This is a genomic window from Methylobacter psychrophilus (assembly GCF_025583945.1).
Lineage (GTDB): Bacteria > Pseudomonadota > Gammaproteobacteria > Methylococcales > Methylomonadaceae > Methylobacter_C > Methylobacter_C psychrophilus.
Genome location: NZ_JAOEGU010000001.1, coordinates 214,606 through 229,217, shown reverse-complemented (window position 1 = coordinate 229,217; position 14,612 = coordinate 214,606). Strand labels below are relative to the sequence as shown.

Below are 14,612 nucleotides of genomic sequence, written 5' to 3'. Positions count from 1 at the left end.
AGTGCGTGCTTTATCATAATTTATGGCCATAGCTAAATATCCGTGTTTGTTAGTAAGGTATGCATTGCGTGCATAATGATCGTTATTGAGTCTTTAATTACTGTTTACCTTAATCTAATTAAAGTAATTTTTTTATGTATTCAATTACAACAAAAATAAACCCTATTAATAATAACCAGTCGATAAAAGAGACATGACTACGCCAAAATTTTCTGCTTTAAGCCGGACAGGCAGCGATAAATATCGCCACGTTGGCGTCGATACAGTTCCCCGGTTAAATAATGAAACTGACACCACTCTTTATCCGCCCCGCCATCGGCATTGCGTTGCGGCAATAACGGCAAACATTCTATGCGGTCGGGCAGAAAATCACTGCCCAACTCAGTTTCGATGAGCGAGTGCAATGCCGGTGCATCCGTACCTTCACCAAATACCAATAATACCTGACGTGGATCGGCATCGCCGCCGCCCACTGCGGCCTCAACCAAAGCCGGATAACGCACTTTATCTGCCAGTAAATCCAGTATTTCCTGTTGCGGGTAAGTGCGTCCTGCCCTGCCTCGCGGATACTGTCCCAGATAATTCCATGCTTTCAGATAGGGAGCCAAAATAAAAGGCGTGGCTATCCAGACAGTTTTACCTTTTTCTTGTTTACCTAAAGCCATCCGACCCCAACCACCCAGACAAGGCAAATCCGGAGAGTCAATAATACCCAGTTGCCAACATAGTGTGGCTGCGGGTAATACGCCAAGATGAGAACATCCACGTAGCCTCGCTGAAAAAATGATCGCCCCACCCCAAACCGCCATCCATAGCAAGTTACCAGAATAAATTTCTTCCAGTTGTAATTTCCGGATAAAATTCTGCCAAATGGTAAAGTCAGCCGATTCAGCCGGATGGCGAAACCAATAGCGCCAAGGTTTTTTACCCTCAGGAGGGTTAGCCAGCAACAAATCACGCAAAGACCGGCTGACGCCCAGCACATCAATAGGCTGCTCCAACAAGCGCCCCGGTTCTTTTTCCAGATCGGCAAGCTCGATGTGTACCCAAGTCGCACCGCTTAATAAAACCGCCAAAACCAACGACGGTTGACTTTCCATTGCATGCCAACCCGGTGCGGCACACGCTTGGCCGGATTTAATCCCCAATGCCAACACACCATCCCGTAGAGCACCCAGATAAAGGCTATCGGCGTCAACCGGACATGCCAAGTCAGGCGTTGCGCTGGTGGAATCGAAGCACCAGGCAACAACAGCTGTACCCGGATATTCATAAGGTCGTCTGGTTGGTGCCAACGAAGACAAGGTGTTGGCCAGCACCCGGTCTTGCCACTGCGCTGCCAGCTGGTGTCGGTACAATTGATCCATTGCCAGCCATTGTGGGTTCAGATTTTCCAGTCGACGCTGAACAAAAGCATTGCCTTGGGGTGGTAGTAGCGAAATGACTGCCCCTAATCGTAATCCGGCCAGTAAAGCCATTAGCCAATGCGGCCCCTGTGGGTGCAAAATGGTAAGCGTATCACCTGGCTGCACACCAAGTTCTTCCCAAGAGGCTGCCAAGCTATTAACGGCCTGGCCTAATTCTGCATAAGACCAGGTTCGCCAAATACCTCTATCGAACCATATCAAAGCCGCTGTCGCTTGGTCTTTTTGTCGTACCAGCAAATCGTGGTAAAAATCGTAACGAGACCAGGGCGTACTTTTGGATTGGCTCGCTTGTCGTCGCTCCCAATAGGTATGCAACGCCTTGAAAAAATTAACAGGATCTCTCCAACTTAAATCCAGCCACGCTAAATCAGCAGGCGACTCTTGATTGTCCTGCCACAAGGACGCTTCAATTAAGGCAAAATTAGCGGCCGACCAAGGATCGGTACCATCATTATCCAACATGAATTTTCCGGCAAGATCGCGTCATCATTACACCATTACCGGAACTTGACCGGCAACGCTGATACTGATGGAACCCGCCCAACTACACAGCAACTTACTGTCACTACTAAGTGCGGGCATATTGCCAATCAATACGGTGGGAGCGCCTGCCAACCACGGTGCTACAGTCATCGGAATACAGGGCATGGGAGTTGGAACACCCAAAGCCGCTGCCGTAGCCGCTATCACCATGGGATTTGCCATACTGCTGCACATGCCGAACGGCAAAATATTGAGCAACGGAATGTTGTCTATGATATTGGCAGCCGGCATATCAACAAACACGGGATTAATTGGCAATACGACAAGCGTTGACGGTGCAGCTCCAAAAGTACATGAAAGAACAGCGCCAGCAGTAACTAAAAGCGGCATATCAACTCCTAATAATTTATAAAACTATCAACATCAATTTTCAACCAGTCCTGCATGGCCTGCCATTGCTGACTTTCCCGATGATCCGCATAAGATGATAACTCGTCAAAGTTAAGTGCCTGCAAGCGTACAAATGCCCCCAACATTTTCGGAAAATAAAGCATGGGATCAAACGTGGACAACGTTTGGTTAATGTCATCAGCCACCAAAGCCGCTCGGGGGAACTTCTCTTCTTGAACCAAACGCTCAAATGCGGCCAATTTTTTTAACAATAAATCCATGTGATAAGAACTCTCAAGTTCCGGCACACTACTTTTAAAGACCGTTACCGGTAAGGGAACATTGACTACCACGACCTCGGAAACATCATCTGTAAGCTCTTCAAGTTCGGGCTGTAGCGGCTCAAGTGGTGGACACTCCAGTTGCTGAAATACACGTAGCCATTGTTCTATCTTGCTCCATATATCAATAATAGGGCCGGCTTTACCCTCAAACTGATGGTTAATGCTTAAACGAAATACCTCACCCGATTCCAGTATTTTATTCACCTCATCGTTAAGGGTATCGGCTTGCCACTGTTTCCAAAGCGTGCTGTTTTTATGTTCTTCGTATTGTATTTTTTTCAGTATTTGTCTAAATAGCCAGTCCAGACTTTTTTCGAGGTTTTTTACCCGTCGGGTAGCCGGACCAATAGCCTCCCAGTTTTCCATGATGGCATTATTTAAACAGTCAATAACATCAGCAAGACTTGCCAGACCTTGCTCTAACCAATGTCCATAAAGAAAATAACAAATCAACCTGACATCATAAATCCCCTCAGCAAGAATGGCTTCGCTAAGACTGGCCGCCTCCGCATGATTTCCTGACTGCACCAAGGTTGCGATTTCGTCAAAACGCGGATCTGTAGAATCAAGCCCCGGGGTTTCGGTTACCGAAAAAATGCCCTGTAATAATTCAATTCTCATCGTATTTTTTCCTTAGTGCCAATCGTATAATCGTCCGCAAAATATACGGATTTGCCGAAACTGAAGCCTGTCACTGTGCAGGTTTTCATAACCCAGATAACTATTTTGCTTTAAACTCAGCGAAGTACCCTGGCTACGAATCATCAGCCATATCTCCAGATCCATATCCACACTTTGTAAAACAGGAAGCAGTAATTTTTTCAGTCGCAGCTCAATTTCATGGGCCCACGGCTGATCCTTGATAAAACTATCCTCATCACTAATCAGCGTGATACGTTTCCCCTGTACGGGTATCTTTTTTATTTTTCCCAATACAGTTTGGTAACCCAAACAGGATTTCCCCAGAATAGGCGCACCCAGATCGATACTTCGCTCAAGCGTAATTTTTTCGACTCTCACCTGTAGTTCAGGAAAAACCAGTTGCATCAACCAATGAAGGGTAGAAATGTTATCCAGTCTTAAGGTGTACAGTGTCGCTTTTTTTCTGATTTCCCAGTTCGGGATAATCGTTTCATCAAATTCAGGATAAATAGCCAACAAGAAACGTCGTAATAACCGGTCGTCGAAAAACCCAAAAAACTCCGCAAACCGATCCGCATCAATAGTGCGATTATGGACTTGCTTAAACAGATAATCGGGCAGAACGCTTTGTCCACCCAATAATCCCAGGTTAAACGTAATAAGCACTTTTCTTGGTGAGTGACGAAATTCGATAGACTCAATCAGGCGCGATTGGGAGCAGTTGCTAAAGTGGCTGCAAAACAAAAGCTCATCCATGCCATAACCAGCATGTGCCAATAGCATAAGCAGGCTGATGGGATCAAATTTCGCAATATTCTCGACAATACGATTTTCCAACGACGTCATCACTCTCCACCTTTAGCCAGGTCCATTGCCCATAACAAATCTTCTAATTGCTCCAACATACTGACAATCGCTTCTTTTTGTTTGGCATCGACCGTAGTGATAGCCGCGTCTAGTGGAAATGTTTGCTTAATTTCCTCAGTTAATTCATCAAATTTAACTGACAGGCGGCAAGCATCCAGAAATCTTTCAGCAACCAGACGCTGCAATTCGTGATAAGTGGTTTGAATATCAAGATTAAGTTCAAGTTGTGCTGGCTGAGACGCAGATATTATTGGCAACTGCCAGTTTTGTCGCAATCGGTCAGGTGAAAATAACTCGTCAAGCCGTGAAGTCATAAGGCACCTGAGTTCAGGCCAAAGGTTGCCAGGAACTGGCCAGAACGGTAAGAAAAGCATAAACCAACATAAGCAGTGCACCGGCACCGCAGTAATACACATAATTGGGTATGCGAAAATAAATGCGTCTTGTCGGCGCAGAAAGTGGCGGGGCTATCGTTACTAACGGTTGCAAAAGAATATGTTTACGCAACTTTTGGAGATACCCGGCAAGCCGTTCAGGATTAGCGGTATATCGACCGGAAAAACCATCATTCAGACAAAAATAATACACCTCATAAACCAGTGGCAATGTTTCCGGCTTGCTCAGCGCGTTATCAAGCAATTCGTAGAATAAATCGCCGGCATCCGCTACCTGATACAACTCTTGCTGGAGTGATGGCCATTCCAAGTGGTTAATATCCAGAATCATCTTTTTAACCACTTCATCACAATGCGCAGTCAGCGGAAATAAAACGAAGTAACTGTCGCGTTCAGAATATTGCTCGGTAACAGCACTGCGTAAATCTTCCAGTTGAGAACGCAACTTGCTGCGTAATTCCACCAAATCGATCATCGCCACGGTAGACGGCGTATCTGCTTCACGCAACGGATTAAGATAGCCGTTGATGGTTACCATCATCTCCCATAAATTTTGGTTCATTGCCCTTCACCTGAAATTGTATTGTTTGTCTCGTCCAGTATTTCCCAACGCGTCTCAACCAAAGCATCGGCAAGCCATATATCAAACACACGTTCGACATGCTTGACAAAAGTTTGAATTAATTCACTACTCTCATCAAATTGTGCTTTAAATTGCAGAGTGTAAATTTGTTTGGTCTTATGCCCTTCCCCCAAAGGCTCTTCCTCCAGACGCAAATCAACCAAACTGTTAAATATCTTTTGAAATCTGCCGCTCGTAACGCTCCCCAAGGCAAGAAGAAGATCCCTTGTATTCTGTGCATTGAGAGAAGCGTTATGCATAAGAGTCAGTAAATGAATATATCCGCTCATATTACTCAGTTGGCGATTTTCTACATGAGCAATCGCGGCATCCATAAGCTCCCATTGCACTCCTTGCATTTGCCGGCGAAATGCCTGCAGGGTATGGGTACCTTGCAAGATTTGATCGTACCAGGGTTGTTGCCATAACGCTTCAATCACCAGGGTACGAGGTTTCTCGAAGGCAACCGGAAAATGTGGGATCAACCGGTATAAATTACCGCCATTTTCTTGCTGCGGGCCTTGTTCAATCTCGTAAGAACCATTGCCTCCGGCCAATATTCCGGGTCGAAGTGGTAACATGCCCTTATCGCCGACTTCATAAACACCAAGTACTTTTTCCAGACTAAAACCAAATTGAGGATCTGGATGACGAATCGTATAGTGCTCTCGGGTACCATCGCAAATAATCGGCTGAGCCATCGCACGCTGATTATTTGCCAATGGCACCGCAAATAAATGAAACAAGTTTCTGTTTAAACGGAGTTGACGGGGCCATGGCTGATCACAGTCCAATGCCACCGTAAACTGCGTCCAGTTGCGCGGAGCTGGTGGTAACTCCAAATCCAGATTAAGTTCTTGCTGAGGGAAATGGAAATAGTAGCGCTCCACCTCCAACGGGTGATTCCACTCATCGGCTGCAATATCGACTGGTGGCCCACCAAGCCTGAATTCACATGGCAGACAAGGCTTGTCAGGATCATATACACCGAACTGGACACCGGTACTTTTCAATGAGCGCCCCAAAAAATTCCAAACTTTGAGTGAAAGTGTAAGGTCGTTTAAATAGTCAATATGCAGACTAATGGTTTCAGGTTGTTCATTTAATGGATAATTAGCCTGGAATGTCAATAAAAGCCTGTTACCTGCCTCAGGAAGAAGCTCTTGCTTGACGGTCTCCAGACTCATAGGCAGTATCCGCATTGAACGGGTAGTGCGAAACATGACCAGGGCACCTTTTTCTGGCTGTAAGCCAAACTCGGTACCCGCCGGTAAATCCAATACTTCGGTTAGATGGCCGGTAGGCTTTGCCTGAATCATTGCCATCGCGGCAAGCGGTGTCAGTAAAAAAGAAAAAAACTGCTGATACAGGCGTCGATTGGTTGAATCCAGACTGCGCGATACCGCAATCTGGGTACGCGCACCAAAAAAAGCCAGGGCTTCAATGATACGTTTAACATCAGGATCATCGCCCTCCAGTCCTGCGGCAGGATAATCAAGTGCATAATTAAGCCTGGAATCGGCCAAATCATGCAGCTCCTCAAGAAATGCCCGATATTGCGTATTATCTAAACTCATTTGCCTTATCCCAGCGTTACCAGGGTACCCTGGATATTGGTAGTGACTCCTTTGACAGTCGTTGTCAGACCCTGAACATTCATCGTGGTATCTGCAGCAACTGTGATCGCGGCTGCTTTCAGGTTGGCTTGAGTCGTTCCGGTCAGAGCCAACTCCAAGCCACTAACCGTGGCTTTAGTGTCACCGTTGATGGTGGTTGTCAAAGCGGTTACCTTTGCACTATTTGTTGCTGTAGTGGCAAAGTCAGCGGCTTTCAGACTCATCTGTGTCGCGGCCGAAACAGTCATGTCTACCGATGAGCTAAATGTAGCTGTTTTAGTGCTGTTGATGCCAAAGGTACCCGTCGCTTGATGCAGAGTGTTCTCGGTCGATTTACAGGTAATGCTTTCTGCATTGACGATAAAATCTTTGCAAGCTATGGTTATGCTGTCGGTTGCCTGCGTTATCGTACTGGTATCTTCCTCACCTTTACAGGTCAAGGTAATGAGAGTGCCGTCAAACGTTGCCGTTTGAGTGATATTGCCATCCTTGTTGATAACTGTCAGAGTAATCCCGTCAGTTTGGCTTAACTCGATTTTGCACACTAAAGCCATCTTTAGCTGCCCTCTTCTAGCTGGGTTTGTAAGATAATATAGCCGGTAGAGAACTGTAATAGCTCGGTATCTTTATCGTCAGTACGCTGAATTTGTAATTCAGGCTTACTATCGACATAAGTATGCTTGATAATATTCTGACTGGTTGTTGATTTCCCCATGACCAACTGGTTTCCCTGGGAATCCATAGGGAGTGCAGTACCGCTACCCCAATCAAGAAAATTAGCAATAAATGCGTTATCAAAGCCCAATCCAACCAATACCCGGGCATTTTTATACGGTGGAAAATAGAACTGGCCGGTATCCATATTTGACTGATACGCCGCACGTACATTTTTTTTTGCCCACAAAGGAATACTGATCTGGTAGTAGTTGACTGAGGTATCACTGTCTGTATAAAACTGATAACTCGCATCGGTATCTTCACCTTGTTCGCTGACGATCTTGCCTTCCACGAAAAAAGGATAAACAGGAAGCAGATAAGCTGGCAAAGCCACATTCAGTTCAGTCTTATTGTCCAAAATCAGGCTATGTTCCATCTCATAGCGACTGTAAGAATTATTAAGATCAAGGGTTAATTCCTGCTTTACAGCACGGGCAACCAAGCGCCATTGCCGTACCTGATAAGTGTTGGCATAAACAAATAATGACGCGTTCCAGGCAGAGGAAGCCTTAAAATCGACCAGCATCCCCGGCGGGGTAACCTGCATTTGAAAGTTGTTGTAGCTCACCAAAACTTCGTGCAAATACTGTTTTAATCTTGCTGTTTCCAGCGTGACCCTCGCCGTCATGTCGGCTGCAATAGGATAACGTTGAATGTAATCACGGCGAATCGGACTGGCCACCGCAGCGTTAGTGATCGCCGTATTTAACGGACTTTCCGAGTAAGCATTCAGAACATTGGGCTGGTGCCGATGGATTTCCGGGAAATTAACGCTATATTCAAAAACTTCCAAAGGATCTAGTGACTGAACGGTACCAATCTGACTTTTTACGGCACTGAGAGAGTATTGATTATTGGCAATATCATAGCTGAACACACCATTATTAGTGTCCACCAGCCATATCAGGTAATCGTAAAAACTTGCCGGATTACCGGGCGCTCCCAATGACAGGGTAAGTACCGGATAGGTTTTATTCAGAACATCCGGCCAATCGTACAGTAAATTTATTTTTTCATTCTTATGGGCAGTAATTAAAGCCGTCAGGGTGGTATCGGTCAGCAGGTCACAAGGATAATGTTGTTTCCATAACACCTGCGCCGGATCAGCAAACTCCAGATGATAATGCCGATGTAACATAAAAGTCTGGGTTTTTAAAATATTGGTCAGCGTCTGTTCCGAAAAACTCCGGGTAGTTACCAAGCCACTTAGTATTAACGGACTGATCACAGCGTCAGTATCAGTGGTATAAGACTGCACCTGTAACGACACCTCGATTAAATCGTTTAGCGTGGTCATCGGAGTAAACAATGCGTCGGCCGACTCTTCACAAGACACTACAAAACTTACTTTACCGTTAAAGCCGTAAGGGGTAAGAGCAAGATCCACAAACTTGACGTTACCGGCAGGAATAGTGTGAGCGGTACCGGCAATAGTCAGCACCAGCGTGATAGTTAAATCCCCGATAAAATCGCTCATAACTCAACCTGGTAACGATCAAGCACCGGATTCAAAAATAACTTGATGGTATGGGCCTTGTTACGCACGACAAAATCTATGCTGAAAGCTAGATGAAAAAGACTGTCACCTTTAATAGGCACAATCTTGTTTAATACTATCCTCGGTTCAAAAAGTTTGATATTTTCGGTAATTTCAGTAACTAACGCCTTTTCGATATAATCACTGTTCCCCAAATATCGGTAGTCAGACAATCCAAAATTTTGCAAAAAAAAGCCATAATCCCGTTTGGTACCAAGCACATTATTCAGATTATCGATGATACTTTTTATTTCAAGGTCTTCGGCGTTGCTCTTGCAGCCAGCCAATTTACGTAGCAAAGCCATCAGACTGATCGCCAATACAGGAAAAATTTTTCTTCGGTAAACTTTGACTCAGCGTAAAAACCAAGCTCCAATTCGTCAAGCGCGCGATCCCATTCTTCGCCTACACTTAATTGGTAAATATCTACCTCGGGGCCAAAAGAATGTTGGAATGGCGGACGATCTATACATTTAAAAGAAATCCCTTGAAGATAAAACTTATGTACGACGGGAATGCGGCTAACAGCAGCAATCTTGACGTTATCAAGACTGACAGCTTTAGTGACTGCGCCTTTTTGCACCAGAAGATAAATTTCTTTTGCTTCACGAATCGACTCGGGAAGACGTGCCCGCACGATGCCGCCAGACACCGTAAATGGCAAATAAGGTGAGCGCATCTGGCTCAACTGTAATTGATCATTCAAAGGTTCAAGGGTTTCTCGGAAGACATCAACAAGTTGCTCATGGCGATAAGGTGCCGTTGCAAATTGCGGACTGTTATTATGATAGAAGCACAACTCAACATAAAAATGTTTCAATTCCTCGTATACTGTATAAGGATGCGGGGAAATCTGGATAAACAGGTTGCCAAGAAAGCGCTGCATTTTTACAACGCTTTTCAGGCATTGTCTGGCATTAACAAGATCGGCACCAGACAGATAAATGGCCGCAATCTCCTGAGTCAACTGATAATGATAAGACTCAAGTTTATGACTAAGCACCGTCAATTCATCTTTCAGAAAGGGCACTGAAGGACCTATGCACAATAGCGGTGGAATGTAACGCGACGAAAGTCGCCAAGGGCCATCAGGTTGCTTTTCAAACTCAGCCAAACGAAAACTTTCCAGGGTATCGGGGTTTTCTTGTTCAGTGGAAAGCTCAAGCGACCAAAGCCAACAGCTGACATTATCGCGCTTAACAGTCTGTCGATCTGCGCCTCGCTCGTTTATATTTTCAGGAAGACAACGCACATGCAAATAAACCGGCAATAAAGTAGTGCCGGAGATATTAAGATTTAATGAGGTTGCCTGCGCATTTCCCTTCAAATCCAACAGCAAACCCGAAGAGAGTACCAGCGTCATGGCTTCCAAAGCCAATACGCCTTCGGCCAGCAAGTTTTCGTTCCAACGCAGCTTGTAAAGCCCATAACCTGGAGCCTCCTGCAGACTGAAGCGCGACGCGCTTTCAGCCAGCATGGATTCTTCCAAGGCACGTAAATGCCCAGGCAGTAACGCCTGACCCATCGTCCAAAAAACTCGTGATAGGCGGTTAAACATAACTTAATTAATAGTCACGAAGCTGATAGTATTTATAAACAAGGTAGCTTAACTACCCGCTACCGTGACACCCCAAGTTTTAACAAATTTGTCAGTATTCGAAACCGCAAAATTAAGAACCTGTGCTGTAGCCTGAGGCATAATGCCGATAGACATTTCAAAATTCATCGGCGACTTAACTTCATGGCTAAAATCCGGATTAATCGCAAGAGACAGATCACCGCCCTCTTTATATATCAATCCGTTCATATCGGTAGCATTGGAGTGAAAGGCCAGATAGTACACCTTGGCTTCTTGATCAAAAGCATAGATATTGAACTGAAATACTACGGTAGTATCCAGCAAACTGGTATGGGTCTTAACGCTCAATGTTTTTTGATTTTCATTACTGACCTGAACATTAAAGTACAACGGGTCTGCATATCCGCCTGTCCAAGAGATATCTGAAATCACTCCGACTACGGCAGTCGAAGTTGTTACCGCGTCTCCTGATGAAAAAGCGGCTGTTGGTATGGTCAAACTTTCATCGGCTGCTAATGCAGTACCGCCGACTGTCATACTGACCAAATGGCCGACCAACAATTGCTGGTCTTTTTCAAAGTTAAAGCCCTGTCTTACACTGCAACTATAATGTGACGATGCCATGATATTTCTCTCTTAATTAAATGGTTATGTTTAAGATTACAACGTTACAAACGTGCATCCAGACGTAATTCGACATCCATGCCTTCGAATTGGATATGTGGCAGCACAGCAATTTTACAGTCATACCAGCCCAACATCCCGGGACGCTCGGCAACTTCTACATTAGCCGCCTTAAACGGATAGTAACGCAAGGTCAGATCATCAGGATTGACTACAGTAGTTACATATTGAAACATCCAGTTATTGAGAGTGTCTTGTATATAAGGAGCATCGGCGCTGCTACCAATATTGTCGCGCATAATACATTTAACGTAATGAGCAATACGGGTAATGGATAAGGTATAGGAAAGATTGGTTACCAACTGGGAGTTTTCAGAATCCTTTGGATCTTTGAACTTCTTGGATTTTTTTAAGGCCTGGCAGCTAAAGAAACACGCATCGGCAGTACCTTTGCGATAAATTAGCGGCATAAAGCCGGCATTAGCAAATTCAAGTTCGCGGTAATCAGGAATAACCATTTCTACCGGAAGTTTCATTTCATCTTCACCACGCATATTGAACATATGCACCGGCAGTCCGGAAACCAGGCCACCGCCTTTAGGTCCGCGAAGATATTGACACCATCCTGAAGTAGTAAAGGAGCGAATCATGTTTTGTGCGAACAAAATTGTAGCGCTACCCCAAAGGTAATCAGCATTGTTGTCGCCACGCACTTCTTCTTTGAAGGTAAAATCACCTTTACCGCAGGGATTGGTATCAGGGTCATATGGCTGACGCAGAATGTATCTGGGTAAAGTCAAGCCGATATAGGCCGCCGCTTCCGATTCTCTGAGAGCATTCCATGAACCATAACGCGGATGGTTCATCATGCCTTCCAGATCCTTGATCGCAGACAATTCTTCAATGGTTTGGCAACCAAAGAATTGAGGAGAAACCGCACCAATAAAAGGCGCATGACTGGCAGCGGCTATTTTACCCATGATTTTCAGCCAGAATTCATCACGCGGAGTATGTTCAATTTCGTATAAACCCACGATGCTGCCATAAGGTTTACCGCCGTATTGGTCATACTCGGCCAAATAAATTTTCTTAAACAGTGCGCTACCGGTAATATCAACCGCATTGCTGTCAAAATCATCGTACAACTCGTCTTTACTAACATCAATGATATCGATCATTACGTCAGCTTTAAAATTAGTGGTACGAATCAAATCATTTAAGGCGCGCCAATCGGCTTCCATACCTTTAAATTTTTCATTGTGGATAATTTCATTCAACTGAGCATTGACTAAATCATCAATTTTGGCAATCAGGCTTTGTACAGCGCCCTTGTCAAATTTACCTGCAGAAGAATCAGTATTCATCAAAACAGCAACCATTCCTGAAATAAACCGGTCTTCGTCGCGAATATCTTCAACAACGGTTTCCAGGTTATTGGAAATCATCGGGACTGGCGCAGAAATATCAGGATTGAGCCTCATACTTGACAAGAAACGCTTTAAATCCAGCGCCTCGCCAGTTTCAGGAGTAACGGTAGTAACAGTAGTTGCAGGAGCAGTGTCATCAGACATAATAGTATTCCTAATATTCTAGTTGATGGTAGTTTCGTTAGTGCTTGGTAGTTTCAAGCTTTCAAAGCCCTTCAAATCAGCCAACACTTTTTCCACATTTTCAGGATTGCTCATCAGCTCATCCATCAATTTACGCAATTCCTTGCGGTTATCCACGTTAGATTGCATCTCGCCAATCAACTGCTTTAAAGCGAGCAAGCCTTTTAGCTTAGGCACATGTTGGGCCACTTCGTCAGGAGAAAATGACTTCATCGAATTGATGGGCAGTGATATTTGCAGGTCTTCTTCACGATCACCGTCAATCTTGTTTTCGACGGTAAAGTTAAGGCTCATACCCATGTCTTTCATCACTGAATCGGTATTGGTTCCATCCATATTGCGCACTCGCCTTTCATCCAGATCAAGCTTGCGATCGCTCGAAGATCCCTGGGAAAAGTCACCAGTAACCAATAATCGCATAGGCAAGGTGATGTCTTCAGGCTGACCATTAACTTCGGTCTTATAGCGCAAGGTTAATCTTGATTTTGGAATTTCGTCTTGTATTGCCATTTTTTTCTCCGCCTAAAATAAAGACTCTAAGTTGTTGATGAAGTACGTAGCAGGATTATAACGAAAGGTACTATTTATGCAATATACAAATTAAAATAATTCTGCATATAATGCAGATAATGTAAATAGCATGTGCAATTGAACCCTTTAAAAACAATATAAAAATTTCGATAGAAAATTCGTATAATAATTATGGATCATCAGACTCTAACCATTCTCATCAGTATGATCCAAAACATCCGTCAAATTTATTTAACAGGTCAATTAATTCCCCTTAAATATAATCCCAAACATCTGTTACCAGCTTTCAAAGCATATATAACCTGTCAATGCTCGACGAGCTCTAAAAGATGCTATGCATACTACCGATTTTTTATAAGGTTAAAGTACAGAAAAAAAAGCATTTTTACTGCCTGTTCGGTGTAACGGGTTTCATAAAGTCTGCAAAGGTCGCCTAAACAGGCTAGATCAGCATCGGTTACACAAAGAACCAAGCACCTGAAAATGCTTTTTTCGCTGGCTGATATGGAATCGGATTGGTTGATTTTAAACAGTAAATGGATAACTAATAGCGGGGAATTGCTATTTTTTGAGTGACTTTAATTTGTAAATACTTGCAGATAAAGTAGCAGAAATAGTAAAAAATCAGGCTATTGCTTGACCGGAAAAAACTATTTAAGGCAACTCATCTTTTATGATTGTTAACAAAACCGTTAACTCATCGGCATAATGACGGGCCGATATTTTAAGACTTTTTATCTGATTTCTGGCCTTCACTAAATCAGCTTCTTTACAGGAAAGCTCATCATCCTTCTTTTTAACGGTAGCTTCATTAAAACTAATGCTTGTCTTAAGTGCATTTATTTTCAACTCATAGTCGCGATGCGTCTGGGTAAGTATATTTTCATAATGATCCGTACAGGCTTGTCTGGCTATCTCAAGCGCATGACTGGTGGATTTTGAATTAGCGCTTGTCAAGGGCGGACAGTTTCGCCCGGCATCATATTTTTTACGTTTATCCGGGTCTATCAATACGCCATAGGCTTCATTAATTTCTTTTGATTTTCTTACAGCTTCGTCTTTATTACCCGCATATCGGTCAGGGTGATAAATCATCATCAGAGCCTTATAGACGGCTTTAATTATCGCTAAGTCTGTACAATCAATAATACCTAATATCTGGTAGTAATCTTTTTTTATGGCACTCATTTAATATCAGTAATCTATGGTTCTTTGATGGTGATAGTTA

The 14,612-nt window shown here is 44.0% G+C and carries 15 protein-coding genes; all 15 read right to left on the bottom strand.

Features of this window, described 5'->3' with window-relative positions:
• Positions 1-197: 197 nt before the first annotated feature.
• The 15 genes from N7974_RS00880 to N7974_RS00810 all read right to left on the bottom strand — a co-directional run bounded on the left by N7974_RS00880 (position 198) and on the right by N7974_RS00810 (position 14,572).
• Positions 198-1,889: an AMP-binding protein gene (locus tag N7974_RS00880; RefSeq protein ID WP_262963826.1), complete on the bottom strand. Its 1,692-nt coding sequence runs from the start codon at positions 1,887-1,889 to the stop codon at positions 198-200.
• Positions 1,890-1,916: 27 nt separating this feature from the next.
• Positions 1,917-2,300 (bottom strand): DUF4280 domain-containing protein, encoded by a 384-nt coding sequence (locus tag N7974_RS00875; protein WP_262963825.1) that lies wholly within the window; start codon positions 2,298-2,300, stop codon positions 1,917-1,919.
• Between the two features lie 8 nt (positions 2,301-2,308).
• Positions 2,309-3,265 (bottom strand): type VI secretion system protein IglI family protein, encoded by a 957-nt coding sequence (locus N7974_RS00870; RefSeq protein WP_262963824.1) that lies wholly within the window; start codon positions 3,263-3,265, stop codon positions 2,309-2,311.
• 12 nt (positions 3,266-3,277) lie between these two features.
• Complete coding sequence (locus N7974_RS00865) at positions 3,278-4,132, bottom strand: type VI secretion system baseplate subunit TssG (RefSeq protein ID WP_262963823.1); 855 nt, start codon at positions 4,130-4,132, stop codon at positions 3,278-3,280.
• Positions 4,132-4,467, bottom strand: a complete 336-nt coding sequence (locus tag N7974_RS00860; RefSeq protein ID WP_262963822.1) for a hypothetical protein — start codon at positions 4,465-4,467, stop codon at positions 4,132-4,134. Before N7974_RS00860 ends, N7974_RS00865 begins: the two co-directional genes overlap by 1 nt.
• Positions 4,468-4,480: 13 nt before the next feature.
• A complete protein-coding gene (locus N7974_RS00855; RefSeq protein WP_262963821.1) occupies positions 4,481-5,110 on the bottom strand; it encodes a DotU family type IV/VI secretion system protein in 630 nt (209 codons plus the stop codon).
• The gene (locus N7974_RS00850; RefSeq protein WP_262963820.1) at positions 5,107-6,747 is read right to left on the bottom strand and encodes a type VI secretion system baseplate subunit TssF; all 1,641 of its coding nucleotides are present in this window, start codon (positions 6,745-6,747) and stop codon (positions 5,107-5,109) included. Before N7974_RS00850 ends, N7974_RS00855 begins: the two co-directional genes overlap by 4 nt.
• A 5-nt stretch (positions 6,748-6,752) precedes the next feature.
• On the bottom strand, positions 6,753-7,340 hold the full coding sequence (locus tag N7974_RS00845; RefSeq protein WP_262963819.1) for a hypothetical protein: 588 nt from the start codon (positions 7,338-7,340) through the stop codon (positions 6,753-6,755).
• A 2-nt stretch (positions 7,341-7,342) separates the two neighbouring features.
• Positions 7,343-8,980: a hypothetical protein gene (locus N7974_RS00840; RefSeq protein ID WP_262963818.1), complete on the bottom strand. Its 1,638-nt coding sequence runs from the start codon at positions 8,978-8,980 to the stop codon at positions 7,343-7,345.
• Positions 8,977-9,345, bottom strand: coding sequence for a GPW/gp25 family protein (locus N7974_RS00835; RefSeq protein ID WP_262963817.1), 369 nt, complete (start codon positions 9,343-9,345; stop codon positions 8,977-8,979). The genes N7974_RS00840 and N7974_RS00835 overlap by 4 nt, the downstream gene beginning before the upstream one ends.
• Complete coding sequence (tssK, locus tag N7974_RS00830; protein WP_262963816.1) at positions 9,345-10,598, bottom strand: type VI secretion system baseplate subunit TssK; 1,254 nt, start codon at positions 10,596-10,598, stop codon at positions 9,345-9,347. The genes N7974_RS00835 and tssK overlap by 1 nt, the downstream gene beginning before the upstream one ends.
• Positions 10,599-10,646: 48 nt before the next feature.
• Entirely contained in the window at positions 10,647-11,243 is a 597-nt protein-coding gene (locus N7974_RS00825; RefSeq protein WP_262963815.1) for a hypothetical protein, read from the bottom strand.
• Between the two features lie 44 nt (positions 11,244-11,287).
• Positions 11,288-12,814, bottom strand: coding sequence for a type VI secretion system contractile sheath large subunit (tssC, locus tag N7974_RS00820; protein ID WP_262963814.1), 1,527 nt, complete (start codon positions 12,812-12,814; stop codon positions 11,288-11,290).
• An 18-nt stretch (positions 12,815-12,832) separates the two neighbouring features.
• A complete protein-coding gene (tssB, locus tag N7974_RS00815) occupies positions 12,833-13,363 on the bottom strand; it encodes a type VI secretion system contractile sheath small subunit (protein ID WP_262963813.1) in 531 nt (176 codons plus the stop codon).
• A 675-nt stretch (positions 13,364-14,038) separates the two neighbouring features.
• The gene (locus N7974_RS00810) at positions 14,039-14,572 is read right to left on the bottom strand and encodes a J domain-containing protein (protein WP_262963812.1); all 534 of its coding nucleotides are present in this window, start codon (positions 14,570-14,572) and stop codon (positions 14,039-14,041) included.
• Positions 14,573-14,612: the final 40 nt, after the last annotated feature.

Bases quoted from the DNA above. Each gene is read 5' to 3' on its own strand.
- N7974_RS00880 (WP_262963826.1), bottom strand. From the start codon at position 1,889: ATGTTGGATAATGATGGTACCGATCCTTGGTCGGCCGCTAATTTTGCC.
- N7974_RS00875 (WP_262963825.1), bottom strand. From the start codon at position 2,300: ATGCCGCTTTTAGTTACTGCTGGCGCTGTTCTTTCATGTACTTTTGGA.
- N7974_RS00870 (WP_262963824.1), bottom strand. From the start codon at position 3,265: ATGAGAATTGAATTATTACAGGGCATTTTTTCGGTAACCGAAACCCCG.
- N7974_RS00865 (WP_262963823.1), bottom strand. From the start codon at position 4,132: ATGACGTCGTTGGAAAATCGTATTGTCGAGAATATTGCGAAATTTGAT.
- N7974_RS00860 (WP_262963822.1), bottom strand. From the start codon at position 4,467: ATGACTTCACGGCTTGACGAGTTATTTTCACCTGACCGATTGCGACAA.
- N7974_RS00855 (WP_262963821.1), bottom strand. From the start codon at position 5,110: ATGAACCAAAATTTATGGGAGATGATGGTAACCATCAACGGCTATCTT.
- N7974_RS00850 (WP_262963820.1), bottom strand. From the start codon at position 6,747: ATGAGTTTAGATAATACGCAATATCGGGCATTTCTTGAGGAGCTGCAT.
- N7974_RS00845 (WP_262963819.1), bottom strand. From the start codon at position 7,340: ATGGCTTTAGTGTGCAAAATCGAGTTAAGCCAAACTGACGGGATTACT.
- N7974_RS00840 (WP_262963818.1), bottom strand. From the start codon at position 8,980: ATGAGCGATTTTATCGGGGATTTAACTATCACGCTGGTGCTGACTATT.
- N7974_RS00835 (WP_262963817.1), bottom strand. From the start codon at position 9,345: ATGGCTTTGCTACGTAAATTGGCTGGCTGCAAGAGCAACGCCGAAGAC.
- tssK (WP_262963816.1), bottom strand. From the start codon at position 10,598: ATGTTTAACCGCCTATCACGAGTTTTTTGGACGATGGGTCAGGCGTTA.
- N7974_RS00825 (WP_262963815.1), bottom strand. From the start codon at position 11,243: ATGGCATCGTCACATTATAGTTGCAGTGTAAGACAGGGCTTTAACTTT.
- tssC (WP_262963814.1), bottom strand. From the start codon at position 12,814: ATGTCTGATGACACTGCTCCTGCAACTACTGTTACTACCGTTACTCCT.
- tssB (WP_262963813.1), bottom strand. From the start codon at position 13,363: ATGGCAATACAAGACGAAATTCCAAAATCAAGATTAACCTTGCGCTAT.
- N7974_RS00810 (WP_262963812.1), bottom strand. From the start codon at position 14,572: ATGAGTGCCATAAAAAAAGATTACTACCAGATATTAGGTATTATTGAT.